This window comes from Erwinia sp. AC075, assembly GCF_979253995.1.
Genome location: NZ_CEEDEU010000001.1, coordinates 1,540,585 through 1,566,407, shown reverse-complemented (window position 1 = coordinate 1,566,407; position 25,823 = coordinate 1,540,585). Strand labels below are relative to the sequence as shown.

General features: G+C 53.6%; 24 protein-coding genes. 9 read left to right on the top strand and 15 right to left on the bottom strand.

The window, feature by feature from the left end:
• Window positions 1–10 precede the first annotated feature (10 nt).
• On the bottom strand, window positions 11–1,597 hold the full coding sequence (gene malX, locus AC0IXH_RS07315; RefSeq protein ID WP_471720266.1) for a maltose/glucose-specific PTS transporter subunit IIBC: 1,587 nt from the start codon (window positions 1,595–1,597) through the stop codon (window positions 11–13).
• 196 nt (window positions 1,598–1,793) lie between these two features.
• On the opposite strand from malX, the gene AC0IXH_RS07310 reads away from it, so the two are divergent.
• Complete coding sequence (locus tag AC0IXH_RS07310) at window positions 1,794–2,825, top strand: Mal regulon transcriptional regulator MalI (protein ID WP_013201992.1); 1,032 nt, start codon at window positions 1,794–1,796, stop codon at window positions 2,823–2,825.
• A 43-nt stretch (window positions 2,826–2,868) separates the two neighbouring features.
• Here AC0IXH_RS07310 and AC0IXH_RS07305 read toward each other — a convergent pair whose 3' ends face one another.
• Entirely contained in the window at window positions 2,869–4,371 is a 1,503-nt protein-coding gene (locus AC0IXH_RS07305; RefSeq protein ID WP_346567904.1) for a YdgA family protein, read from the bottom strand.
• Window positions 4,372–4,513: 142 nt separating this feature from the next.
• Window positions 4,514–5,686 carry a mannose-6-phosphate isomerase gene (manA, locus tag AC0IXH_RS07300; RefSeq protein WP_471720265.1) on the bottom strand — a complete coding sequence of 391 codons (1,173 nt, stop codon included), beginning with the start codon at window positions 5,684–5,686 and terminating at the stop codon, window positions 4,514–4,516.
• A 198-nt stretch (window positions 5,687–5,884) separates the two neighbouring features.
• Between manA and fumC the strand changes: the two genes are divergently transcribed.
• A complete protein-coding gene (gene fumC / locus AC0IXH_RS07295) occupies window positions 5,885–7,282 on the top strand; it encodes a class II fumarate hydratase (protein ID WP_206401424.1) in 1,398 nt (465 codons plus the stop codon).
• Window positions 7,283–7,341: 59 nt separating this feature from the next.
• On the opposite strand, the gene tus is transcribed toward fumC, so the two are convergent.
• Window positions 7,342–8,271, bottom strand: a complete 930-nt coding sequence (gene tus, locus AC0IXH_RS07290) for a DNA replication terminus site-binding protein (protein ID WP_471720264.1) — start codon at window positions 8,269–8,271, stop codon at window positions 7,342–7,344.
• A gap of 168 nt (window positions 8,272–8,439) precedes the next feature.
• Window positions 8,440–8,841: an H-NS family histone-like protein gene (locus AC0IXH_RS07285; RefSeq protein WP_013201997.1), complete on the bottom strand. Its 402-nt coding sequence runs from the start codon at window positions 8,839–8,841 to the stop codon at window positions 8,440–8,442.
• A gap of 647 nt (window positions 8,842–9,488) precedes the next feature.
• Here AC0IXH_RS07285 and AC0IXH_RS07280 point away from each other — a divergent pair.
• On the top strand, window positions 9,489–10,565 hold the full coding sequence (locus AC0IXH_RS07280; protein WP_049789601.1) for an AbrB family transcriptional regulator: 1,077 nt from the start codon (window positions 9,489–9,491) through the stop codon (window positions 10,563–10,565).
• Between the two features lie 85 nt (window positions 10,566–10,650).
• Here AC0IXH_RS07280 and AC0IXH_RS07275 read toward each other — a convergent pair whose 3' ends face one another.
• From AC0IXH_RS07275 to bhsA (AC0IXH_RS07265), 3 genes are all read right to left on the bottom strand, one after another.
• A complete protein-coding gene (locus AC0IXH_RS07275) occupies window positions 10,651–12,693 on the bottom strand; it encodes a choline transporter (protein WP_013201999.1) in 2,043 nt (680 codons plus the stop codon).
• A gap of 370 nt (window positions 12,694–13,063) precedes the next feature.
• On the bottom strand, window positions 13,064–13,321 hold the full coding sequence (gene bhsA / locus AC0IXH_RS07270) for a multiple stress resistance protein BhsA (RefSeq protein ID WP_013202000.1): 258 nt from the start codon (window positions 13,319–13,321) through the stop codon (window positions 13,064–13,066).
• A 54-nt stretch (window positions 13,322–13,375) separates the two neighbouring features.
• The gene (gene bhsA, locus AC0IXH_RS07265) at window positions 13,376–13,630 is read right to left on the bottom strand and encodes a multiple stress resistance protein BhsA (RefSeq protein ID WP_013202001.1); all 255 of its coding nucleotides are present in this window, start codon (window positions 13,628–13,630) and stop codon (window positions 13,376–13,378) included.
• A gap of 304 nt (window positions 13,631–13,934) precedes the next feature.
• On the opposite strand from bhsA (AC0IXH_RS07265), the gene AC0IXH_RS07260 reads away from it, so the two are divergent.
• Both AC0IXH_RS07260 and msrA read left to right on the top strand, forming a co-directional pair.
• Entirely contained in the window at window positions 13,935–14,576 is a 642-nt protein-coding gene (locus tag AC0IXH_RS07260) for a TetR/AcrR family transcriptional regulator (RefSeq protein ID WP_471720263.1), read from the top strand.
• Between the two features lie 30 nt (window positions 14,577–14,606).
• Window positions 14,607–15,137: a peptide-methionine (S)-S-oxide reductase MsrA gene (msrA, locus tag AC0IXH_RS07255; RefSeq protein WP_013202003.1), complete on the top strand. Its 531-nt coding sequence runs from the start codon at window positions 14,607–14,609 to the stop codon at window positions 15,135–15,137.
• A gap of 36 nt (window positions 15,138–15,173) precedes the next feature.
• Here the strand turns inward: msrA and AC0IXH_RS07250 are convergent, their stop codons facing one another.
• Window positions 15,174–16,427, bottom strand: coding sequence for an MFS transporter (locus AC0IXH_RS07250; RefSeq protein ID WP_471720262.1), 1,254 nt, complete (start codon window positions 16,425–16,427; stop codon window positions 15,174–15,176).
• Window positions 16,428–16,521: 94 nt separating this feature from the next.
• On the opposite strand from AC0IXH_RS07250, the gene AC0IXH_RS07245 reads away from it, so the two are divergent.
• The 3 genes from AC0IXH_RS07245 (at window position 16,522) to bioD (ending at window position 19,567) form a co-directional block, all read left to right on the top strand.
• Window positions 16,522–17,433: a LysR family transcriptional regulator gene (locus AC0IXH_RS07245; protein WP_346594715.1), complete on the top strand. Its 912-nt coding sequence runs from the start codon at window positions 16,522–16,524 to the stop codon at window positions 17,431–17,433.
• A 117-nt stretch (window positions 17,434–17,550) separates the two neighbouring features.
• Window positions 17,551–18,768 carry a sugar metabolism global transcriptional regulator Mlc gene (mlc, locus tag AC0IXH_RS07240; protein ID WP_471720261.1) on the top strand — a complete coding sequence of 406 codons (1,218 nt, stop codon included), beginning with the start codon at window positions 17,551–17,553 and terminating at the stop codon, window positions 18,766–18,768.
• Window positions 18,769–18,898: 130 nt separating this feature from the next.
• The gene (gene bioD / locus AC0IXH_RS07235; RefSeq protein WP_013202007.1) at window positions 18,899–19,567 is read left to right on the top strand and encodes a dethiobiotin synthase; all 669 of its coding nucleotides are present in this window, start codon (window positions 18,899–18,901) and stop codon (window positions 19,565–19,567) included.
• 80 nt (window positions 19,568–19,647) lie between these two features.
• Here the strand turns inward: bioD and osmV are convergent, their stop codons facing one another.
• Genes osmV through osmY form a run of 4 tightly spaced genes read right to left on the bottom strand, consistent with a single transcriptional unit; the run spans window position 19,648 to window position 23,108 of the window.
• A complete protein-coding gene (gene osmV, locus AC0IXH_RS07230; protein ID WP_013202008.1) occupies window positions 19,648–20,787 on the bottom strand; it encodes an osmoprotectant ABC transporter ATP-binding protein OsmV in 1,140 nt (379 codons plus the stop codon).
• Window positions 20,787–21,434, bottom strand: coding sequence for an osmoprotectant ABC transporter permease OsmW (gene osmW / locus AC0IXH_RS07225; RefSeq protein ID WP_013202009.1), 648 nt, complete (start codon window positions 21,432–21,434; stop codon window positions 20,787–20,789). The genes osmV and osmW overlap by 1 nt, the downstream gene beginning before the upstream one ends.
• Window positions 21,435–21,443: 9 nt before the next feature.
• Complete coding sequence (locus AC0IXH_RS07220) at window positions 21,444–22,370, bottom strand: glycine betaine ABC transporter substrate-binding protein (protein WP_471720260.1); 927 nt, start codon at window positions 22,368–22,370, stop codon at window positions 21,444–21,446.
• Window positions 22,371–22,391: 21 nt separating this feature from the next.
• Complete coding sequence (osmY, locus tag AC0IXH_RS07215; RefSeq protein ID WP_013202011.1) at window positions 22,392–23,108, bottom strand: osmoprotectant ABC transporter permease OsmY; 717 nt, start codon at window positions 23,106–23,108, stop codon at window positions 22,392–22,394.
• Window positions 23,109–23,443: 335 nt separating this feature from the next.
• Between osmY and AC0IXH_RS07210 the strand changes: the two genes are divergently transcribed.
• Window positions 23,444–24,898, top strand: coding sequence for an MDR family MFS transporter (locus tag AC0IXH_RS07210; protein WP_013202012.1), 1,455 nt, complete (start codon window positions 23,444–23,446; stop codon window positions 24,896–24,898).
• Between the two features lie 120 nt (window positions 24,899–25,018).
• Here AC0IXH_RS07210 and AC0IXH_RS07205 read toward each other — a convergent pair whose 3' ends face one another.
• Together AC0IXH_RS07205 and AC0IXH_RS07200 are read right to left on the bottom strand one after the other, a co-directional pair.
• Window positions 25,019–25,315, bottom strand: coding sequence for a DUF1161 domain-containing protein (locus AC0IXH_RS07205; RefSeq protein WP_013202013.1), 297 nt, complete (start codon window positions 25,313–25,315; stop codon window positions 25,019–25,021).
• A 50-nt stretch (window positions 25,316–25,365) separates the two neighbouring features.
• Complete coding sequence (locus AC0IXH_RS07200) at window positions 25,366–25,716, bottom strand: DUF1283 family protein (protein WP_346567885.1); 351 nt, start codon at window positions 25,714–25,716, stop codon at window positions 25,366–25,368.
• Window positions 25,717–25,823: the final 107 nt, after the last annotated feature.

Sequence of the window (25,823 nt, the reverse complement as noted above, 5' to 3'; positions counted from 1 at the left end):
CAGCGTGGGATCAGCCCGGAACCGTCGCCATCATGCTGGCCATCTCATCTTTCACCGACTGCACCTGTGGTCCAATCACCACCTGCAAACTGTGCTCGTTAAGGTGGACCACGCCAATCACCCGGTTGGCTTTCAGCGCCGCATCATCCACCAGGCTCATATCGTTGATGGTCAGACGCAGACGAGTCAGACAGTTATCCAACGAGGCGATATTGTCCATGCCGCCAAGCGCTGCAAGGATCGCTGGCGTGTTGTAACCCGATTTGCCGACGGTGGCCGAGATATTTTTCTCAACGGTGGAGGTGTCCAGATCGCGTCCCGGCGTTTTGATATTAAAGCGGGTTATCGCGAAGCGGAAAATCACGTAGTAACCGACAAACCAGATGGCGGCAACCACCGGCACGAAATACCATTTGGTCGACAGACCGTGCAGGATCCCAAACACCACAAAGTCGATCACGTTGCCGTCAGTATTGCCGATGGTCACGCCCAGCATGGCCATCACCGTGAAGCCCAGGCCGGTTAACAGCGCATGGATCACATACAGCACCGGCGCCACAAACAGGAACAGGAACTCAATCGGTTCGGTGGTGCCGCCCACCACGCAGGCCACCACACCCGAAATCAGCAGGCCCTTAATCTTGTGACGATTTTCCGGACGGGCACAGTGATACATCGCCAGTGCCGCACCCGGTAACCCGCCGAGGAAGGCCGGCATTTTGCCCTGTGACAGGAAGCGCGTGGCGCTTTCAGAGAAACCAGCAGAGGTTGGGCAGGAGAGCTGGGCCTGGAAGATGGTTAACGCCCCGCTGACGCTGTGACCACAGACATCCATGGTGCCACCGGCATCGGTGAAGCGGATAATCGCCACCAGGATATGCTGCAGGCCGAAAGGCAGCAGCAGGCGCTCGCCGGTGCCGAAGATCATCGGACCGAACTCGCCAGCACCGTTAATCACCCAGCCCAGGCCGGTAATTGCCGCGGCAAACCACGGCCAGATCAGCGGGATCACCAGACCGACCAGGCCCATAACCAGCGTGGTGATAATCGGCACAAAGCGGGTACCGCCGAAGAACGCCAGCGCATCCGGCAGGCGAATGGTGTTGAAGCGCTCATGCAGATAAAACACGATAATACCGACGATCACCGCGCCGAGGATGCCGGTATCGATGGACTGAATGCCGATAATATTCTGAATGTTATTGGCTTTCAGCACCGCAGCATCGGTGGATGGCAGGATGCCTTTGGCGTTCAGCCAGAAGTTCACCGCCAGGTTCATCACCGCGAAGCCGACAAAGCCGGAGAAGGCGGCAACGCCCTTGTTTTCGCGCGCCATTCCCAACGGGATAGCGATGGCAAACATCACCGGCAGATAGCTAAAGGCGAAGGAGCCGACTTTGCTCATCCACATAAAGATCAGCTGCAGCACCGAATTACCGAGGAACGGGATCAGGGTAATCACATCATGGCTGCTCAACGAGCTGCCGATACCCATCATAATGCCGCAGAAAGAGAGCAGCGCGACGGGGAGCATAAAGGTTTTGCCTAAGCTCTGGAAAAACTCCCAAAGCGTAATTTTTTGTTTGGTGGCCGACATGGTCTCTCCTGGCATAAAATGCTCAGCCGCTGCTGAGGTAAAAAATGATAAAACGTTTTACCACCCATTAATGCGCGACATGTCACACTCTTCCCGGCCACGAAGGTTTTATTTATCGGCCTGCAGGTGTAACGTTTTACCCTGCTGTTTCGATCATGTTGTACGAACAGGTCAGCCAGGGCTGACTGGACAAAATATGTCGCTGAAAAAAATCACCATTAATGATGTTGCCGCCGAAGCGGGCGTCTCTGTGACCACGGTTTCGCTGGTGCTTTCCGGCAAGGGACGCATTTCGTCTGCCACCTCTGAACGGGTTAATCTGGCTATTCAGGCGCTGGGCTTCGTTCCCAATCGTTCTGCCACCATGCTCAGAGGCGGAGGCAGCGGCGTCATCGGCTTGATCGTGCGGGACCTGTGCCAGCCGTTTTATGCCGAGATGACCGCAGGGTTAAGTGAAGGGCTGGAGAAAAACGGCAAGGTGCTGTTTCTGACCCAAAGCGGGCCGAAAGGGCAAAAACTCGATCGCTGCTTCGACACGCTGGTGGCGCAGGGCGTGGAGGGCATCGTATTGGGTGGCGGCGCAGATAATGCCTCGCATCTGGTGGAAAAAGCGCGGGAGCAGGGCATCGCCATTATCTGTGCTTCGCGAGCCAGCAGCCTGGAGAACACCGACTCTATCCGCCCCGACAATATGCATGCGGCAAAAATTGCCACGGAATACCTGATCAAGCGCGGGCATCACTGCATCGCCTGGCTGGGCGGATCCGGTTCATCGCTGACGCGGGCCGAACGGATTGGTGGCTACTGTTCCACGCTGATGCAATACGGTCTGCCGTTTCGCAGCGACTGGATTATTGAAAGCGGTCGCCATCAGCGGGACGTGGCGGAGGTGACCGAGAATCTGATCCATCATCATCCAACCATCACCGCCATTCTCTGCCATAACGCCTCGGTGGCGCTGGGCTGCTATTTCGGCCTGCAGCGCACCGGCCGAACCATTGGCAAAGGGGGCATGGACAGCTATTACGGACAGCAGATGGCGTTAGTGGGATTTGGCGATTCGCCGGAGGCCGAGCTGACCGATCCGCCGCTGACCTTTATCACCAGTTCAGCACGCGAGATAGGGCGAAGCGCCGCACAGCGCCTGTTACAGCGTATGGCCGACCCGGAAGGCGCGGTGCAGAACGTGATCCTGCCGCCGGTGCTGATTGAACGCGGATCGGCATAAAAAAAGGGCGCGATAATCGCGCCCCTTATTAGTGCTAATCAGGTTACTGCGGCATCCCTTGCGGGGCCGCACCGCCACCCAACATATAGCGGGCCAGGAACTGATCCAGCGCCATTTTGTCGCCGTTCATGGTGACCTGTCCGGTCGCGTACTGCAGGCTGGTGACAATGTTATTGTCCTGCTGGGTGGTGAGCTTAAACATCTGGCCCATTGCCGCCACACCTTTAACCTGCTGATCGGCCAGTTTGGCGGCATCTTCCTGCTTATAGCCTTCCGCCATCGCCACGTGAGTCATCATTTCGGTGGCCATAGGCATATTGATCGACAGCTTACCGTCCAGGGTTTTCAGCACGCTGTCCACGGCCTGACCGATGTTCTGCGGTGGGGTGGTGTTGGCGGCCGGATCTTTGAAGTGGACGGAAAGGTTAAAGCTGCTCTCACCTTTATCGTTCTTCCAGCTGAATGGCGCGATGTTGACAATCGGATCGCCTTTCAGCAGCAGCGGCAGGTTTGCCGAGAAGATCTGGCTCATCCGCTGCTGGTAAAGCGCTGGATTATCGCTGATACCCGGTTCGTTCATCAGTGCCTGGACCTGACTGTTGTAGTTGTCAGAGAACGCTTTCATGCCGTTGGCGTCAAACTGGGACAGCTTGATAGCGAGTTTACCCTGGCCAAAGTTCTGGTCCTGCAGCTTCAGGGAATCCAGTGCGTAATCGATGTTGCCGGAAATCAGGCTTTTCTCTGAGTTAAACGACGATTTGCCGTTCAGGCCTTCCGCGGTAAAGGCTTCTTTGCCATCCACCACGGCAGTCAGTTTCTTCAGGTTGATGCTCTGATCGCCAATGCGCATCCCTTCCGGGCTGAGACGGGTGCTGGCATCCAGTTTCAGGCCGTTAGCGGTAAACATCACCGGCATATCCAGCTGGTTTTTGGTGGTCAGCACCAGGCTGTCCAGATCGCCACTGAAATTGACCTTATCGCCTTTGTTATCGGCGTCGATATTGACCGTACCGCCGTTAGACGCAAAGCGCTCGCCGGTTTGCGCATTGTTATAATCCACCGGCAGCAGGTTGATGGCAGACGCGGTTGCGCCGCTGTATCCGACGCGGGTATCAGCCTGAACGATCGACTGACCTTTGGTCATTTCAAACAGCTTCTTCACGGCATCGGTGTTCTCAAGCTGGGTATGCACCGACGCCATGCTTGGGATCAGGTTGAATTTTTTCAGCTGGGCGAACGGGAAAGGACCGTGATCGATTTTTTCATTAAACACGATGCTCTGGCCCGGCTTGATCAGCGAGTTGTCTTCAGTCTGCGAGTTGGACTGCAGGACAAAGCGGGCGGTACTGGTGAACACACCGCGCTGGAAATCCTGATAGCTCAGCTTGAGGCGGTTTTCCGGCGCCATGTTGTTCATCTGGGCATTCGCATTTTGCACCAGCTCATCCATGTGCGATTCCAGTTGTTTGCCGGTAAACCACGCGGCTCCGGTCCAAATCACGCCGAGTGCGACTACTACGCCAATCGCTATCTTTGTCTTCTTCATCTGTCAGTCGTCCTTTTAGTCACTGGCGCCGGCAAATCGATCCTGTGGGCAAATGCCTGGCGAAGAAAAAACGCCCTGAGGCGTTTTGCTTAATAATTTGATTAATAATAGCAATTGTGGCGCTTAACGTCAGCCGTAAATCCTACAGCAGGTTACAGACGCGCGCCACCCGACCATTGCCTGCCAGCGTCACCGGGGCGTCCGTGGCCGGAACAAAACAGGACTCGCCGGGTTTGAGCGTCAGCTGCTGGTCGTTATGGCTGATGACCGCCTGGCCATCCACGCAGAACAGTATCGCGGCGCTTTGCTGCTGAACGGCGGTTGGCTGGGCGCTGAGCTGGTGGAGGGAGAAAGCAAAATCGTCCACCGGTACCGGGAAATTAAGCGAATCGCCTTGCTGCACCGGCTGAGTCAGCAGGTTGGCATACGGCTTGGCATCAAATTTCAGGTTCGCCATCAGTTCGGGAATATCGATATATTTCGGCGTTAATCCCGCGCGCAACACGTTATCCGAATTGGCCATCACTTCCAGCGCCACCCCTTGCAGATAGGCGTGTGGCGTCTCGGCAAACAGGAACATCGCTTCGCCAGGTTGCAGCTCAATCACATTCAGCAGCAGCGGGGAGAACAGCCCACTGTCATCAGGATAGAAGGTCTCAATCAGCGAGATGGTGGCCCAGGGTTCGCCCTGTTGACGCGGGATTTCGCTCTTCAGCACGTCCAGCGCCAGGCTCTTCTCTTCACCATCCATCGACAGCAGCGCGGTAAATAGCGCCTCAAGGCCACTCATCTGCGGGTTCTGCAGGAAATGGGCAATCGCCGGATGTGCACCCGCGACCGGCTGCAGCAGGGAGATGATTTCGTGAAGCTCACGAAAACCGTTGATGGCCTTAAACGGCGTCAGTGCAAACACCAGCTCGGGCTTATGGTTGGCGTCTTTGTAGTTACGGTTTGGCGCATCTAAAGGAATGCCAGCCGTATTCTCTTTGGCAAAGCCGACTTCGGCTGCCGCTTTGCTTGGGTGAACCTGAATCGACAACGGCTGATCGGCGCAAAGCACCTTGAATAAGAACGGCAGTTCACCAAAGCGCGCAGCGACGGCTTTGCTGAGGATCGCCTCTTTATCGGCATCAATCACCGCACGTAATGACTGCTTGTGACCCTCAACGTCTATAAAGGAAGGGCTTTTGGGATGCGCACCCATCCAGAGTTCCGCCATCGGCAGGTTATCCGGGTTAGGAATGCCATACAGTTCGGTCAGGGCAGTGGGGCTACCCCAGGCATAATTTTGCAGCGAATTGATTAATTTTTGCATGTTAACTCACACATAATCGGATAATAACTGCGTGTATTAAAGCAGAAAACCACGTCAAAAAGACAATGCGGAGTGCAAGAAGGTCGAATGAGTCGCATAATGTTAAATTCTTGTATGCCAGAATATCGCCCGCGCTTTTGGCCCTTCAGGGCAAAGTAACGGTTCAAAATCATATTATTGTGCAAAAAGGAGAGAGTCATGGCTGCCAACCGCATTGAGAAAGATTCAATGGGTCCCATCGAAGTTCCTGCTGATAAACTGTGGGGCGCGCAAACGCAACGCTCACTGGAACACTTTCGTATCTCCACCGAAAAAATGCCTGTTGAACTGGTGCACGCTCTGGCGCTGACCAAGCGCGCTGCGGCAAAGGTGAACAGTGATTTAAGCCTGTTGCCCAATGAGCGGGCCACGGCCATTATCTCCGCCGCGGATGAAGTGCTGGCGGACCAACACAGTACAGAATTCCCGCTGGCAATCTGGCAGACCGGTTCCGGTACCCAGACCAACATGAATATGAATGAAGTGCTCGCCAACCGCGCCAGTGAAATCCTTGGCGGCGTGCGGGGCATGGAACGCCTGGTGCATCCAAACGACGATGTGAATAAAAGTCAGAGCTCCAACGATGTCTTCCCGACCGCGATGCATGTCGCGGCGGTACTGGCCATTCAGGAGCATCTGCTTCCTCAGCTTAAAATCCTGCAAAAAACTCTGAACGATAAAGCCGACGCCTTTAAGGATATCGTCAAAATTGGCCGAACCCATCTGCAGGATGCCACGCCATTAACCCTCGGCCAGGAGATCTCCGGCTGGGTGGCGATGCTGGACCATAACCTCAGGCATATTGAGCAGAGCATTCCGCATGTCGCGGAACTGGCGTTAGGCGGTACGGCGGTAGGGACGGGGCTGAATACGCACCCGGAATATGCGGTACGCGTGGCGAAAGAGCTGGCTGACCTGACCAAACAGCCTTTTGTCACCTCGCCAAATAAATTCGAAGCACTGGCAACCTGTGATGCGCTGGTCCATGCCCACGGTTCACTGAAAGGGCTGGCCGCATCATTAATGAAGATCGCCAACGACGTGCGCTGGTTATCGTCGGGGCCGCGTTGTGGTATCGGCGAAATTGCCATTCCTGAAAACGAGCCAGGCAGCTCTATCATGCCAGGTAAAGTCAATCCGACCCAGTGTGAAGCGATGACCATGCTCTGTTGCCAGGTGATGGGTAACGATGTGGCGGTCAATATGGGCGGTGCATCCGGCAATTTCGAACTGAATGTTTATCGTCCGATGATCATCCATAACTTCCTGCAATCGGTGCGGATGCTGGCAGACGGGATGGACAGCTTCAATCACCATTGCGCCGTCGGTATTGAGCCGAATCTCGATCGTATCAGCCAGCTATTAAATGAGTCACTGATGCTGGTGACGGCATTAAATACGCATATTGGCTACGATAAAGCGGCAGAAATTGCCAAGAAAGCGCATAAAGAAGGCTTAACCCTGAAAGGATCGGCGCTGAAACTGGGTTATCTGACCGAGGAAGAGTTTGATGCCTGGGTTCGACCGGAAGATATGGTTGGCAGCATGAAGTCTTAATGACAGATTGATGAAGGAGCGGAATTTATTCCGCTCTTTTTTTTGCCGCCCGCAACCTGTTACAGGTTTGTATCACTATATAAATGCAACCTCGGGATCACCGCAAACAGCGGCGTGGCCTGAGGTTTAAATTTATGGGCCACGTTCGCCGCATCATAATTGCGTAATTCGCCAAGCTTCGGCAGCTGGTTTGCATCTTCGCAGAGCACCAGTAAAGGAGAAGGGCAGGCCAGCTGCGTTTGCGTTTGCTGTTGTTTATTCCATACGCGGGCAATCGGCTGCACCTTTACCGGGCGCTTAATCTTTAACTTTGCTCCCTTTGGCAGAGAATTAATTATCGCCATCTCCTCCTCCAGTTTTTCCGCCCACTGTTCACGGGTCCAGGGTGCCATTGCCCGTCCCGACGCCACGCTTTTTTTCAGCTTTTCCAGCATCTCTTCCCGGCTGACATTTTTTATAATGTGCTTATTTGCCCAGCCAAATCGCAGCGAATCGGGCGATTCCAGCAGGGTAATAGAGCGGTAGGCATTCAGCGTTATTAATCCTCTGAGATGGGTATGGACAAATTCAAAGCGTTCCTCAGCCTCTACCCCAGAATCAACGGTAATAATCTGTTCCAGACGGTATTTCAGGCTATTAATCGCCTCAACCTGCTGACGGATAAGCGCCGATTGCTCCGGGTTGGCTTCAAAGCAAATTGCGCCAGGCAAGCGTACCGCAGCTTTAGTGCTTAATGACTCAGACTGATGTTGGATAAACAGGCGGGAATAATGACTTAGTGCCAGATTTAATGCTGATTGTGCCAGGTGCTGGGTAACGTTAATTTCCAGCAGCGGTTGATGTTCCTGGCCTTTATGCACCGGCGGCAATTCAAAAACCCGTGCCATCAGCAGACGCAGTTGAGGAAGCTGCTGGGTTAAGGCTGCCAACGCGGTCTGCAGCGCTTCCACACTGCGGTGCAGGTTATCTACGGCATCATATCGGCTCATAAGAAGTCACTCTTAGTTACAACATACTCACTATTGTCGCGCGCTTCAGGGATCAACAATCGGTCAGGCTGTTTCGGGAGAGAATTATAAAGCGACAAAGAAAAGAGTCGTGAGATAAAAAGGGAAGGGAGGGTAGCCACGCCAGCGAAAACTGACGTGGCAGGAAGATTAAATCAGGAAATCTTCCAGTTTTTTACCCTGGTCCAGCGCCTGCTTAATTACCGCAGGAGTACGGCCCTGGCCAGTCCAGGATTTAGTTTCACCGTTTTCATCGGTGTACTGGTATTTGGCCGGACGTGGAGCACGCTTGGCACGAGATTTACCGGTAGAAGTCTCTGCAGAAGTCAGTTCGCTTAAATCAATGCCGTCGTCCAACAGCATCTGACGGTATTTAGCCAGCTTCTCTTCTTTTTCCTTAACTTCAGAAGCGATAGCCGCTTCTGCATCACGACGTTCATTAACAACCGCTTCGAGTTTTTCCAGCATCTCTTCAAGTTCAGTTAAAGAAACTTCACGAGCCTGAGCACGAAGGGTTCGAATGTTATTTAATACTTTCAGAGTTTCGCTCATAAGGAATCCGTAGCGTTGAGTGGTTTAAAATTAATCAGTGTATGTATCGAGGACCAGTGTACAGAGAAAATTGACGGTAAAAAACACCTAATCATGAAAATGTTTATTTATTTTCGCTATTTTTACGCTGTTTAACTACCGGGGTCTCAATTCTGACAAGCTTATATTTACAATATTGAGACAAATCTTAACATCTGCCAGGGCATTACGTTGGGCAATTGAACAACTCCCATTCTGGCGGATAGCAATAATTGCGCTATTTTTGTCGATTTCTTATATTCAAATAAATGCTTTACAGCGCCAGCATTAATATGAGTGGGCCTCCACAGGCTGGCTTAGTTAACCTGGCCTCGGGGACAGCCGTTATAACCACTCTGCCAGTGAGTATTCACGGACGATCGTCCGGTTGATAAGGCGAACGCTCAGGCAATACGTCGTAAATTCGCGTCCACCCGGCACGCAGTCAAAGAACCACCAAGGTTAACTGCTCACTTTAGTTACAACATACTAAATCCTTTTGAGAATAATAGCGTGGCTTTGAGCTCTGGGTCAGACTTATCACCGATATCGCGGTTAAAAAGTCAGGCAGGGCAGAATGAGCTGATAAAATGGAATGCGTATCTGTCAGGCACTTTATGGAGTCGTTGATGAAAATACCTCCCCTGCGTTGGTTCTGGTTGATTCTGTTTTCCACTCTGGCTGTCGTTGGCCTGGAAAGTTTGAATCTGCCGGCGGCGCTGCTGTTGGGGCCAATGGCAATGGCGATCGTTTTTGCCGCGCGAGACAAACCGTTAATCATCCATCGCAATCTGTTTTATCTGGCACAGGGCGTTGTGGGCAGCATGATTGCCCGCGCCATACCCGCCTCAATATTTGTCGAAATCGCCAAAAACTGGCCCTTATTTATCGCCAGTATTTTCTCGGTCATTATCGCCAGTTCGCTGCTCGGCTGGTTACTGACACGTTTTCAGGTGTTGCCCGGTTCGACGGCCATTTGGGGCTCATCGCCTGGTGCGGCTACCGCCATGACGCTGATGGCGGAAAGTTATGGTGCGGACGTACGGCTAGTGGCGTTTATGCAATATCTTCGCGTGGTGATTGTGGCGGTTGCGGCAACCATCGTGGCGCGGATTTGGGCGCCGGAGGTGCCTGCCGGTGCCGCGCCTTCCAGCTTTGATATTATTCAGCCTGTCGCCTGGGGATATTTTGCCATCACTGTTTTGGTGATCCTCGGTGGCGTGTTGGCCGGCAAAGTTTTCCGCATTCCGGCGGGACCGTTGTTAATGACCTTAGCGGGTGGGGTGATTCTGCAGGATTTTAATCTGCTGACCATTGAATTGCCGCCGGCGTTATTGATGGTGGCGTATGCGATTATTGGCTGGAGCATTGGTCTGCGATTTAATCGCGCCATTCTGCTGTATGCCGCCAAAGCACTTCCCCGACTGTTGCTGTCTATATTAAGCCTGGTGGCGATTTGTGGTTTGTTCGCATTTTGTCTGGTGCATTTCGCCGGAATCGATCCGCTGACCGCCTATCTGGCAACCAGTCCGGGTGGGGCGGATTCAGTCGCGATTATTGCGTCATCCAGTCACGTGGATATGCCTTTCGTGATGTCGATGCAAACCGGCCGCTTTATAGTGGTGTTATTAACCGGCCCGGCGCTGGCGAGGTGGGTCGCCAATTCGATGGCATCCCGACAGCGTAAGCAGGATCGGCATCCCTGAAAAACAAAAAGCCGGGTTACCGCGCAGTCATGTCAGAGGCATTTCGACATTAACGGGCGGTAACCCGGCTTTATTGCGCCGTGCTTTACTGCGTTTCAGGGAACGGCATGGCGTTTCCTGGTGCTTCACGGTGAATATGCAGGAAGGTTAAATGACGTTCGTACTGATCGAGAATGTCATTAATGATCTGCTCTTTGGTGTAATCCATCAAATCATTGCCCTGGCTGCCTTCCAGCAGGAAGGTTTCCAGTCGGTAGTAATCGGTTTTACCGCTACGCGCACGGTAGGTGAAGGCCGGAACCGAGTACTGCTGTGGCCAGATCTGATACAGGAAGCTCTGCTCTTCACCCAGCGCTACCGACATTTCCAGATGGTTCAGACGTTCATCTTCCAGCGGCGGCAGTTCATTGACCTGCACCTGAGCACCGCGACGTTCCAGTTCAAGCGCAACTTCCTGCATCGCTGGCAGACACACGGTGTCGAGCATCTTGCGGGTATGCGTACTGCCCGGATAATGCATCACGCGGGAGATACGCTGTTTCCAGTTCAGGCGATCTTCACGCGATACCGGCATAGGCTGGGTATTCACCACGCTGCTCGCGCGACGGTGATCTTCCACCCGCAGGGATTTATACAACCCGGCCATCACAAAGAAAATCACGAAGCTGAACGGCAGACCCATGATCACGGTGGTTTTCTGCAACGCGGTCACGCCATTCACCATCAGCATACCCACGGTCAGTAGGCCTATCGCCAGTGACCAGAAGATACGCAGCCAGTTCGGCGCATCATTGTTGATATCACTTAGTTTTGAAGTGAAGTTACCCAGTACCAGCGAACCCGAATCGGCAGAGGTCACATAGAACAGCAGGCCGGTAATGGTGGCGACCGAGGCACTGAAGGTGAAGGCAGGATACTGCGCCAGCAGGCTGTAGAATCCGCGTTCCGGGTGCGCCAGCGTTTCTTGCGCAAAGGCCATGTTGCCGCCGATGATTTCGTGCAGGGCGCTGTTACCAAAGATCGACAGCCATAACAGCGTGAAGATAAATGGAATGGTAAGGGTGCCAACCACGAACTGACGGATGGTACGTCCACGAGAGATGCGCGCCAGGAACAGGCCCACAAATGGCGACCAGGCAACCCACCACGCCCAGAAGAACAGCGTCCAGTTATTCATCCATTCAGTCGGGCGGTCAAAGGCGAAGCTGTTCAGCGTCATGCCCATAAAGCGGCTGATGTAATCACCGACGTTCAGCACCAGCGCATTCAGTAAGAAGCTGGTATCGCCGACAAACAGCACGAAGATGATCAGGAACAGCGCCAGCAGTACGTTCAGCTCCGACAGAATGCGAATACCTTTATTCACGCCCGAGGTAACGGAAATCGTCGCCATTATTACCGATAAGGCAATCAGCGCCGCCTGCGCGGTCAATCCTTCCGGCACATGGAACAGTACATGCAGACCGTAGTTCAGCTGCACCACACCAATACCCAGCGTGGTGGCAATACCAAAGATGGTACCGATCACCGCCGCGATATCCACGGAGTGGCCAATCGGGCCATTAATACGCTTGCCGAAAATAGGGTATAAGGCGGAACGAATGGTCAACGGCAGACCATAGCGGTAGCTAAAGTAGCCCAGCGCGATGCCCATCAGTGCATACATCGCCCAACCGGTCAGTCCGTAGTGGAACAGCGTCCAGACCATGGCCTGACGCGCAGCTTCCATGGTTTGTCCCTGGCCTTCTGGCGGCATCATATACTGCGTCACCGGCTCGGCCACGGAGAAGAACATCAGATCGATACCGATACCCGCCGCAAACAGCATCGCTGCCCAACTGGTCAGGCTAAACTCCGGCTTGGATTGCTCCGGCCCCAGTTTGATTGAGCCAAAGCGCGAGGCGGCAATCAGCACCACAAAGACGATATAGACCGTAGCTGCCAGCAGGTAATACCAGCCGAAGGTATTGGAGACCCATTCAAGGGCACTGTTAATCCACCGATCCGATAAATCCGTGAAGAAAATAGTGGTGAGGGAGAAAAGCAGAATCAGTCCTGCTGAAGTGAAGAAAACCACTGGGTTGATGCGGTCTTTTTGTTCTTTCCTGGATATTTCAGTCGTCGGCATACCATCTCCGAAAATAATCAAGATTGACCCCGATCTTTGCAAAGCGTGCCTTAGCGCATACTGGGAAATTCCGCCGCATATCCGCTAACTACACTGGGCAATAGTCAGGTTGTGAATTTATCCTTCTGATTTGGTTGTATTAATTCGTCAATTTCTCACCTTTTTTGTTGAAGATTTGTCAAAAGAAGCCACTATCATAGGTTTTATTGATTGAGCATTCAATTAAAAATAATTTCAGTATGGAAACTGTTGGCTTTATTTCCACATAAAGTGTGGCTTTATTTGGCGGAGGTTTTGACAGGAATATTCGTAGCGGCAGAAATAAGAATGCCGCCAGGGATGAGCTGGCGGCAGTGCGGGCGAAAAGCAATTAGTTATAAATGATGGCTGTGCCATGCAGGTTGTTCTGACCAGAGGTCGAAGTGATGAGAAAAGATTTCGCGCCCGCCAGTTGGGCCTTCTCCGAGAGTTGTGACTCCAGTGAGGCGAGATTGGTGCTACCTGTTGCGCTGATCACGCCGATTTTTTGCTGGTTATCCGGGGCACTGCTGACCAGGTCGGCAGCCATGCTACCGAAAGATAATGAACCTAAAATCACAGCAGCTACAGCTAATTTGATGTTTTTCATGACGATACCCTTAATTTAAAATTTGTTATGGTGCAAAAAGCTCATACGGTGCAATTACTGATAAATCTCTGCAGTAGCATGCATGCGGTTATTACCGGTGGTTGAGGTAATCCGGAACGATTTTGCACCGGCTGCATCGGCTTTAGCCGACAGCTGAGATTCCAGGGAAGACAGGTTAGTGCCGGTGGCGGTAACCACGCCGACCTGCTGTTGATTAACCGGTTCCTGACCGACGCTGTCAGCAGCGAAACCAGCAAAGGAAACGGAAGTCAGTGCGATAGCAGCCAGGGTCATTTTCAGGTTTTTCATAGTCTTTATTCTCTCTCAATTCGGTTTAGTTGATGTCTGCGTCGTTATTAGTTAACGATCGATAACTAAATGGTATTCCTGCCACGACGATCCGTCAACCGAATTTTATTAACGACCGTTAATTTAATTGGCAAGCGCTTGATAAAAAATGATTTAAAGTTTCAAAAAAGTTTTTCCCGACGCGGATTTCCCCCACAACATCCTCGTAAACAAGGAAAGTGACGAACAGGCTCGACATGGCCGCTTGATTGTTTTTATAATGATCGGTAATTTATTCCTCATTGCGTTGCCAAAGAGAGGATCTATGACCGATCAGGAAATCTGCACCCGTAAGGGCCGGGGACGGCCAAAAACCTTCGACCGGGAAGCGGCGTTAGACATTGCACTTGAGCTGTTCTGGCGCCATGGCTATGAAGCCACTTCACTCTCCGATCTGGTTGAAGCGACCGGGGCGAAAGCGCCAACGCTGTACGCCGAATTTACTAATAAAGAAGGGATGTTCCGCGCCGCAGTGGATCGCTATATAGAGAAGTTTGCCGAACAGCGGCAGGCGGCTCTGGCTTGCCCTGAAAGCTGCGTTGAGAAAGGCGTGGAAGGTTATTTTCGTTCCACCGCCGCCTGCTTTACCGATGGCAATAAACCGGCCGGCTGCTTCTTTATCTGTACCTCTACCGCACTCTCAGCGGATTCATCCGAGGTCGCTGATATGCTGCGCGCGCGCCACAACAGTCAGGAGAATCACCTGAATGAGTTTCTGCTGGCGCGTCAGGCGGCAGGTGAGCTGGACGCGAAGACCGACATTACGGCGCTTTCTGCTTATCTGGGATGCGTTTTGCAGGGCATGTCCGTGCGCGCCCGGGAAGGCGCCAGCCGCGCAGAACTGGATAGCATTATTGATACGCTTATGCTGCAATGGCCGATATTAAGCCGGACAGGCTGTCACTGAGTCCGGCACGATCGTAAAAGAGGAGTCACCATGACAATTGAATATGCAACCATCGCCGGGGGCTGCTTCTGGTGCACAGAAGCGGTCTTTAAACAGATTACTGGCGTCGTGTCGGTAGAGAGTGGCTATATTGGTGGCCACACCAGCAATCCAACCTACCGCCAGGTTTGCGACGGCAACACCGGCCATGCAGAAGCCATTCGTCTTGGCTTCGATCCGGAGAAAGTCAGCTATGGCGATCTGCTGGATATCAGCTTTGCCACCCACGATCCTACCCAGCTGAACCGCCAGGGCAATGATATCGGCACGCAGTACCGTTCGGCAATTTTCCCGGCTGATGAAGCGCAGGCAGAAGAAGCAAAAGCGGCGATTGTGCGTGCGCAGGAAGATCAGACCAGCCCGATCGTGACCACCATTGAAGGTCCGGCCGAGTGGTATCCGGCGGAAGAGTATCATCAGAACTATTGGGAAGGTGAAGGGCAACAGAACCGTTATTGCCTGGCCGTGATCCCAGCCAAACTGCAGAAGCTGCACAAACGTTACGCTGACCGTACCAAGTAGCGGACAAACAAAAGAACGGGCGCAAGGCCCGTTCTTTTATAACGCTTTGCTGCGAAGACGAACGCCCACCAGCAACGCCAGCACCAGTAAGGTACAGATAAAGGCGGTAATGCCAACCCAGCCAAACTGATGCCAGAAAACGCCTCCCAACGTGCCCGCCAGGCTCGAACCCAGATAATAGCTAAACAGATACAGCGAACTTGCCTGTCCTTTGGCACGTCTGGCGCGTGGGCCAATCCAGCCGCTGGCAACCGAATGGCCGGCAAAGAACCCCGCGGTAAAGAGCATCATTCCCGGTAAAATCAGCCATACCGAACTGAACAGTGTCAGCAGAATGCCCATCACCATCATCCCGATGGAAAACAACAGTACTGCCGGGCGGCCATATTTGGCGGTCATCGCGCCCGCTTTAGGGGAACTCCAGGATCCGGTCAGATACACCACGGACAGCAGGCCCACAATGGCCTGACTGAGCCCATAAGGCGGCGCCAGCAGGCGATAGCCAATGTAGTTAAACATCGTCACAAACGCGCCCATGAGCAGGAAGCCTTCCGCAAACAGCAACGGCAGACCGCTGTCGCGCCAGTGCAACCGGAAGTTAATCAGCAAACTGCGCGGCTTGAGCGAGGCGGGCCGGAAATGGCGCGAGGGTGGCAGAATTTTCCAGAACATCAGCGCCGAAGCCAGCGCAAAGCAGCCAATTACCGCCACCGCCACCCGCCAGGAAGTGAAATCAGTGATCACGCCGCTCAGCAGCCTGCCGCTCATGCCGCCAATCGAATTGCCGCTGATATAAAGGCCCATTGAGAAGGCAATCACCCCAGGATGCACCTCTTCACTGAGATAGGTCATGCCAACGGCCGCCACGCCGCTTAATGACAGCCCGATTAGCGCGCGCATAATCAAAATGCCGTGCCAGCTGGTCATGGTGGCAGAAAGCAAGGTGCAGACTGCTGCCATCAACAGCGCGGTCACCATCACCGATTTACGGCCAATCGCATCCGACAGCGGCCCCGTTACCAACAGCCCGAGTGCCAGCAAGCCGGTCGCAACGGAAAGTGACAGGCTGCTGGCCGCCGGAGACACGCCGAATTCCTGCGAGAGCACCGGCATTATGGGCTGCACGCAATAAAGCAGGGCAAAGGTCGCCAGTCCGGCGGAAAACAGCGCCAGCGTGACCCGCATAAACTGCGGTGTGCCGCGATTGATGTACTCATTGCTGAGCGGGAGGGGTTCAGAAGGCCGCTGCAGGCTGTCAGGAAGCGTCGCGGAAGGTGATGAGCGATTCACTGCAAATCCTTGAAATGAAATTATTCTGTTTACTGTAATAAGGGATTAATATGATGTCTAATCTATTAATAATCTCGAATGAGATGTTTAAAATATGACTATTGAGCTTCGTCACCTGCGCTACTTTATTGCGGTTGCAGAGGAGCTGCATTTTGGCCGGGCGGCGCAGCGGCTGAATATCTCACAGCCACCGCTCAGCCAGCAGATCCAAATCCTTGAGCAGCAAATTGGTGCCAGGCTGTTTGCCCGCACCAACCGCAGCGTGCAGCTTACCGCCGCAGGCAGCCAGTATTTGCTCGATGCCCGGCAAATCCTGCTGCAGGTCGATCAGGCTGCTGATAAGGCCGCCAGGCTGCACCGGGGAGATGAGGGGGAACTGCGCATAGGTTTTACCTCATCCGCACCTTTTATTACCGCCGTCTCTGATGCGCTGTTTACCTTTCGCCAGCGCTATCCCGGCGTGCATATTCAGATGCAGGAAATCAACACCCGCCAGCAGTTGGAGCCGATTAACGAAGGGCGGCTGGATCTGGGGGTGATGCGCAATACGCCGTTACCAGAAACCCTGGACCATCAGCTGATGCTGCGCGAGCCGTTATTTGCGGTATTACCGAAATCCCACCGCTTGGCCACGCGCCCGGCGATTTCTGTCAAAGCGTTGGCGCAGGAACCTTTTGTTTTCTTCGATCCTAAAGTCGGTACGGCGCTGTACACGGAAACGCTGGCGTTGTTACAACGCTACGAGATCCAGCCCAATATTGCCCAGGAAGTGGGCGAGGCGATGACCATTCTCGGACTGGTTTCAGCGGGATTAGGCATTTCAATTCTGCCGGCCTCATTCAGCCGCATTCGTCTTGAGGATGTCAGTTGGGTGGCGCTAAAAGAAGCGGATGCCTGGTCAGAAGTGTGGCTGGTTTGGGCGAAGCGGCGGGAAACCACCGCGTTGATGAAACACATGAAAGAACTGCTGTTACCCTCGCCAACTGATGGATTATCAGCCGGCTGAACGGCTTTTATGTGCTGTAAATCACATTCCGAATCAAATATTTGACGCCATCCGCGAAGTGTTTCACCATGACCAAAAGCTTTATTTTGAAGCGCGAAAATAAGTGGGAGCAGGGGTGTGATAGCGGACGGTCAGCCTGGCCACATTGACCAGATCAAACAGACAAATGCAGGGGCAGTTTATCGGCTGATTGATCGGTTTGGTCCCATTTCGCGTATAGAATTAGCCCGCAAGGCGCAGCTTGCGCCTGCCAGCATCACCAAGATTGTGCGTGAGATGCTGGAAGCCCACCTGGTTCAGGAAACCGAGTTTCAGGAAGCCGGCAGTCGCGGCCGTCCCGCGGTGGGATTAATTCTGGATACTCAGGCCTGGCATTACCTTTCAGTTCGTATTGGCAACGGTGATATTACCCTCTCGTTACGCGATCTAAGCAGCCAGCTGGTGACCGAGGATCTCTGCCCGTTGCCGGTGGAAAACAGCGAGCCGTTAGTCGGGCGCATTATAGCTGAAGTGGACGCCTTCTTTATCCGTCATCAGCAGAAACTCGAGCGTCTGACGGCGATCGCCATCACCTTGCCCGGCATTCTCAATGCCCGCAGCGGCATAGTTCATCGCATGCCTTTCTATCACATCACCGATATGCCGCTGGGTCCCGAGCTGGAAAAGCGGACCGGTCTGCCGGTCTATATTCAGCATGATGTCTGTGCCTGGACGCTGGCGGAATCGTTATTTGGTGCTGCTCAGGAAGCGAAGAATGTCATCCAGGTGGTGATTGACCATCAGGTGGGTGCCGGCGTGATCACCGGCGGCAGGCTGTTACATAACGGCAGCAGCACGCTGGTTGAAATTGGTCATACCCAGGTCGATCCTCACGGCAAGCAGTGCTACTGCGGTAATCACGGCTGTCTCGAAACCGTTGCCAGCAGCGAGAATCTGCTGGAACAAGCGGCGTTGCGGCTCGAAACCTCCGCTGACAGCATGCTCAATGACCAACCGCTGACGCTGGAAGCGTTGTGCGATGCGGCCTTACAAGGCGACCCACTGGCTACCGAGCTGATCGTTGGTGTCGGTCACAGCGTGGGACGTATTGTGGCGATCATGGTCAACCTGTTTAATCCACAAAAAATACTGATTGGTTCTCCGCTCAATCAGGCCAGAGACATTCTCTTCCCGGCGATAGCAGATTGCATCCATCGCCAGTCTCTCCCGGCTTACAGCCAGCAGATCGCCCTCGAGCCGACACAATTTCTTAACGTCGGAACGATGCCCGGTGCCGCGCTGGTAAAAGATGCCCTTTATGATGGCACCTTGCTGGTTAAACTGCTGCAGGGCTGATTCTCCTCGCTTATCGATAAAATATTGCGCTAACGCAAGCTGACTTTCCGCAGACTGTCCTACTATGCCGGTTGTTAATTGTTAATTCTTTTTAATCAATTTGATCGGTTATGACTAACGGAGGGCAGCAATGTTGAAGCGGATATTTGTGACGGGCACGGATACTGAAGTGGGGAAGACCGTAATCAGCCGCGCGCTCCTGCAGAAGCTGGCTGAAGGCAATAAAAGCACGGTGGGCTATAAGCCTGTCGCCAAAAGCAGTCAGCAAACAGAGCAGGGGCTCAGAAATAAAGATGCGCTGATCCTGCAATCTTCCTCCACGCTGCAATTGCCTTATGCCGCGATCAATCCGTTCACCGTGCTCGATGATGAGGTGAGCACCAGTCAGGACATCTTTGTTGATTACGCCACATTAAGCACCGGACTCAGTTCGTTAACTGAGCAGGCGGATTATGTGGTGGTGGAAGGTACCGGCGGCTGGCGCAGCCTAATGACCGATTTACGGCCGCTTTCTGAATGGGTGGTGGAAGAGAAAATTCCGGTGGTGTTGGTGGTCGGCATCAAGCTGGGTTGCCTGAGTCATGCGCTGTTAACGGCGGAAGCGATTATTAATGATGGTTTGCCGCTGCTGGGCTGGGTCGCGAATCGCATCAATCCGGGGCTGGCGCATTACGCTGAAATTATTAAGGTGTTGAGCAACAGCATTCAGGCACCGTTGTTAGGGGAACTGCCGTATCTGCCACGGGCTGAAACGCGCGATTTGGCGAAATACATCGATTTAAGCGCAGTGAGGTTTTGACGGTTTGCATCGGCCTGTCAGGAAAGCCCTTAACTGACTTTCAGCGGCGTCCTAATTGCTGAAAGTCAGTTAACCTCGGATCAGGACAGGTTCAAGGCGCGACGTGTACGACCGGAACTCAGATAGCCCGCAATATAATCCTGCGAAATCTCCCCGCTGTAACGGCCTTCTTCATCGACAATCGGCATCCACACCAGATTGTGCTCATACAGTTTCGACAGCACGATACGCAGGTTCTCTTCCGCGCGACCGGTGACGGTGAACTTGTTCAGCATTTCAATACACTGTCCGGTGGCACCGCGCGCCTCACGACGTTTTACAAAGCCCAGCGGCTTGCCGTCATCATCCACCACGGTAATGGAGCGCATGTCGTTGTCATCCATCATGCCGAACGCTTCAGACAGCGGCGTATTCTTCTTCACGGTGATGGTGGGCTGCTGATCGGTGACGTCGCCGGCCTGAACCAGCAACAGGCGTTTCAACGTACGGTCCTGGCCAACGAAAGAGCCAACAAAGTCGTTTGCCGGCTTCGCCAGCAGCTCATCCGGGCTGGCGCACTGCACGATTTTCCCCTGACCGAACACCGCGATGCGGTCGCCCAGTTTCAACGCCTCATCAATATCGTGGCTGACCAGCATCACCGTTTTCTTTAGCTGGCGCTGCATATCCAGAAACTCATTCTGGATCACTTCACGGTTGATCGGGTCGACCGCGCCGAAGGGCTCATCCATCAGCAGTACCGGTGGATCTGCGGCCAGCGCACGGATCACGCCGATACGCTGCTGCTGTCCGCCGGACATCTCACGCGGATAGCGATGCAGGAAGGTTTTCGGATCCAGCGCCACCATGCTCATCAGCTCAGTCGCGCGCTCACGACAGCGCTTTTTATCCCAGCCAAGCATTTTTGGCACCACGGTAATGTTCTCTTCGATGGTCATGTTAGGGAACAGACCAATCTGCTGGATCACATAGCCGATGTTGCGGCGCAGCGTCACCGTATCCAGCCCGCTGGTGTCTTCGCCATTAATCAGGATTTTGCCGCTGGTTGACGGGATCAGACGGTTAATCATCTTCAGTGTGGTGGACTTTCCGCAGCCAGAAGGGCCGAGCAGCACACACATTTCGCCTTCCGGCACGTTCAGGCTGACGTTATCCACGGCATTAAAGGTGGACCCATTTTTCTGGCTAAACGTTTTTGTGAGATTTTCCAGTTTTATCATTATCGAATCCCCTTCGGAGTCAGCGCCAGCTGCAAGCGGTGCAGCAGCCAGTCGAGAATAATTGCCAGCAAACAAATCATCAGCGCGCCTGCAATCAACATACGGACGTCACTGCCGCTGATGCCGTCAAGCAACAGCAGGCCGAGACCACCCGCACCAATCACGGCGGCAATCGCCATGACACCCACATTCATCACTACCGCGGTACGAATACCGCCGAAAATGACCGGCAGCGCCATTGGGATCTCCACCCAACGCAGACGCTGCGAAAAGGTCATGCCGATTCCACGTCCCGCTTCACGCAAACCCGGCGGGATATTTTCCAGCGCGGTATGGGTGTTGCGCACAATCGGCAGCAGGGAATAGAGGAATACCGCGGTGACCGCAGGCAGCACGCCAATGCCCTGACCGATCATGGAAAACAGCGGGATCATCAGGCCAAACAGCGCGATAGACGGGATGGTCAGCACGATAGTCGCCAGGCCCAGCACCGGCGTTGCCAGCCACTTATAGCGAACAATGACGATGCCGAGCGGTACGCCGATGACGATCGCCATACCGACGGCCAGCCCGACCAGCCACAGATGCTGAAAGGTCAGTGAGGCTAAATAGCTCCAGTTATCAATAATATAATGAATGGTATCCATACTGCCTCCTTAGATTAAGCCTTTCGATTTAAGGAAATCACTCGCGACCGTCTGCGGCGACTGATGATCGATATCAACGCGCTTGTTCATCTCGGTGATGGCTTCATCGGTGATAAACGGTGACAGGGTATTTAGCGCATCGGCCAGTCCCGGATGGGAATCCAGCGTCTCTTTGGTGACCACCGGCGTTACCGCGTAGCTTGGGAAGAAGTTCTTATCATCCTTCAGCACTTTCAGCTCAAACCCTTTTACGCGGCCATCGGTGGTATAGATCAGTCCGGCATCGACAAAACCGTCACGAATGGCGTTGTATACCAGGCCCGGGTCCATCTGGCGGATTTGCGGGCGGTCCAGCGGCATGTTGTAGGCTTTCTGCAGAGGTTTCATGCCATCAGAGCGGCCGGCAAATTCCAGATCCAGCCCTAACATCCAGTTATGGTCGGGATCGTTTTTGCGCACCTCTTCAATCTTCGCCACCAGCTGTGACATGGTGTCGATATGCTCTTCATCGGCACGTTTGCGCTGCATAGCAAACGCGTAGGTGTTGTTCATTGGCGCCGGATTGAGCCATACCAGGCCAAGTTTGGCATCAAGATTTTTCACCGTCTCGTAAGCCTCTTTGGAGGACATCGGCTTGTTGATATGGTTAAAAATAATCAGCGAGGTGCCGGTATATTCCCAGGTCATATCAACCTGCTTATTGATCATCGCATTGCGGCCGATGGTGGTGGCGATATTGGTTTTCGCTTCAATCTGGAAACCTTTCTTGCGCAGATACTGGGTGGTCAACGCGGAAAGGATATGCTGCTCGGTGAAGCTTTTCGTCGCCATCACAATCGGTTCAGCGGCGACCACGGTGGCACTCATGGCCAGCGTGGCGCTCAGCGCCAGTGCGGTATGACGAACCCAGCGGGTTAACGAAGAGGCCTTAGCCATGTATTGCTCCTTATTATTCTTCTAAACGGCCGTATGCGGGCTGACCAGACGGCCAAGGCCTGCCAGCAACATATCGAGGATCAGCGCAAACAGCGCGGTCGCAGCGGCACCCAGGATCAGCGTCGGGAAGTCGTTAAGGTAGATGCCGGGGAAGATCAGCTCGCCATAGCTACTGGCACCAATCAGAAACGCCAGCGGCGCGGTTCCGACGTTAATTGCGGTAGCCACACGGATGCCGGACAGCATCACCGGCCAGGCATTGGGCAATTCTACCTTACGCAGGCGCTGACCTTTGGTCATGCCAATGCCGTTGGCCGCTTCAATCAGCGAGGCCGGCACCGAACAGAGGCCCGAATAGGTATTTCGCACAATGGGCAGCAAAGACGCGAGGAACAGGGCGATAATCGCCGGACGATCGCCAATGCCAATCACCACCATCGCCAGCGCCAGAACGGCGAGGGGCGGTAAAGTGTTACCCACATTGAAGATCTGCATGACATACTCGGCCCACTTTCGGGCGGCGGGGCGGCTGAGGATAATCCCACTGGGGATGCCGACCAGCAAGGCGAACAGCATTGACCAGAACACCAGCATCATATGCTGCTGGCCAAGGTACACCAGGTCTACCTGGCGGGCTTTGATGCTTTCAACGCCCAGGCCGTATACCAGCAAGCCAATGACTACGGCAAGAAACAGAACGGCCAGTGCAGCACGCCGGAGAAGCGTTTGGTTTTGCATGAATTCCTTTCTCCCTGATATTCCGGAATGAAGCGTGCCCCGGAAACGGTTATAAATGTGACGTTAAACGCTTTTATTGGATAAAGGGTTTGAAAGCGCCTTAAAACCTATAGCAGGCTAGTCACGGCTGTGCCAAGTTTTAGGCCGAAAATCAGTAGGATAGTTTTCGACCATACTGATGCAGAAGCCTTACCAGCACTGGCTTGAGTTCAATGAAAATATTTTATCGTCAAATTGGTGACACCGTAACAAATAGCCGTTTATAAGAAAGCACGTTTCGGAAACTCTGTCCTTAAAACCAGGCCAGAATAGAAGGAGTTTATCAAGGGAACCCTATGTCTGAATCAGCACAACACCAGGTCACGCATCGCCACTGGATACTGGTCGCCGCCATGCTGGCGATGTTTATGGCGGCCATTGAAGTGACTATTGTTGCTACCGCCATGCCAACGATCATTGCCGAACTCGGCGGCTTTTCGCTGTTTGGTTGGGTTTTTTCTATCTACCTGCTGACTCAGGCAGTGAGCGTGCCAATCTACGGACGTCTGGCGGATCTCTGGGGCCGGAAACGGGTGTTCTTTATTGGCACTTCACTGTTTTTGATCGGCTCAATACTCTGTGGATTTGCCAGCAATATGGCCTGGCTGATCCTGTTCCGCGCATTTCAGGGGCTGGGCGCAGGGGCGATTATGCCGCTGACCTCAACCATCATCGCCGATGTTTACCCGCCTAAAGAGCGGGCCAGCATTCAAGGGTGGCTTTCCAGCGTATGGGGAATTGCGGCCATTACCGGACCGCTGACCGGCGCATGGATCGTTCAGCACTTTAACTGGGCGCTGATATTTTGGGTGAACGTGCCGATTGGCATCATCTCGATGCTGATGCTGGCCAAATGGTTTCCTGAATCCAGCAAAGAACAGACGCAAAAGCTCAATCTGGCCGGCAGCGGCTGGTTGATGCTCACCGTGACAGCGCTGTTAACGGCGTTGTTACAGGCCGAGAGCCTCGGTTACTGGTCGGTGGCGCTGTTGGTCATCGCTCTGTTGTCGGGCTATGCGTTAGTCAGGCATGAGCGGGGCGCTGATGAGCCGTTGTTCCCGATGGCTATCTGGCGCAGCCGCACGCTGGTCGCCGGCAATGCCGGAAATCTGGTGATTGGCGCAGCGATGATGGGGATCAGTGCCTTTCTGCCCACCTGGATTCAGGGAGTAAACGGCGGCACGCCGCTGCAGGCAGGCAGCGCGTTAGCGATGATGTCGATCGGCTGGCCGCTTGCCAGCACCCTTAGTGGCAGATTGATGCAGCGAACCTCATACCGGTTTACCGCGCAGCTGGGTTCGGTGTTGTTGATTGTGGGCACGGCGATGCTACTGACGCTACACAGCAACAGTTCGGTCTTTCACGCCGGGATATCAGCTTTTGTGATCGGCACCGGCATGGGGATGACCAGCACCACCTTCCTGATTGCGGTACAAAACACTGCGGAGTTTCATATTCGCGGCATCTGCACCGCATCGATTATGTTTAGCCGCATGTTGGGTTCAGCGCTGGGCACGGCGGTATTGGGCGCGGTACTTAACTATAACCTGCTGATCCGCCTGCCGGATTACAACGATCCGGTACAACAAATCATGTCGCATTCACAGCGTGAAGCGTTGCATCATGGCACGCTGCACCAGATGGTGAGTGAGATTGCCTTGTCGTTGCATTGGGTTTTTGCGGTGTCGGTGGGCATTGCGATGGCGAGTCTGGTGATCGCGCGATTTATCCCGGCGACAAAACCGCATTAGGTGGCACGGGCATGGCAGAATTGTTGAAGAGTTGAAGAGTTGAAGAGTTGAAGAGTTGAAGAGTTGAAGAGTTAAAGAGTTAAAGAGTTAAAGGGGGCGAAGCGTTTCGCCCCCAACGCGTCAGGAAGCGGGTGCATCCTGTGAAGTGCCGGTGCTGGCTGGCACCGCGTCATTATCGGCGCCGTTGCGCTTATAGACAATTTTCTGCGTATCGTTTTCACAGTGACCGACAACCTGGCCGCCGGCCTGGTCTGCCTGATCGTTTGGCACGATATCCAGCGAGAAATCGCCCGCCGCTACGCCATTATTGATAATCTTCTGATTAATATCCGCTTTTACCGTTTCACAGGAAGCCTGTGCGGCCAGAGGTGCAACAACCATCAGTGCGGCTAACATCCACTTAGTGTGTTTCATCATGTCATCCCTATTTTTGCGTGTGCTATCAATACTGTGCTAACTATAGCAGCTCAGGGCGCAATGATCTGACGGCCAGAGCGGCGATCCAGGCAGCGCTGAGTATTCGGCTCCCAGTAGGCATTCACGTTCAGGCTTTGATCGCAGGCATCACGGGTATCAGCAGCCCGATCGTACTTGTCGAAATTTTTCTCAACGCGCGAGTTTACTTTATTACGTAAACGATGAGTTTCATCCCATTGCTCTTTTTCCTGACGAGCCTGCTCATTGCTCAGGGCATTATTGCCATCCTGAATAATCAACCTGTCAGTTTGCGCCTGTACGCTGTGCTGGATGCTGAACAAAGTGCCAAAAAGCACCAGCGGCAGAGCAGCCTTGCTCAGATGTTTTTGCCATTGTTTCATCGTCATTTCCTTGGTTTTGCTGTTGATCCCAACGCCTGTCGGCAAGCGTATGCTTAAGATAGTATATCATCAGGCTGAAAAGGCTCACCAGTCAGCCGCGTCTTCGT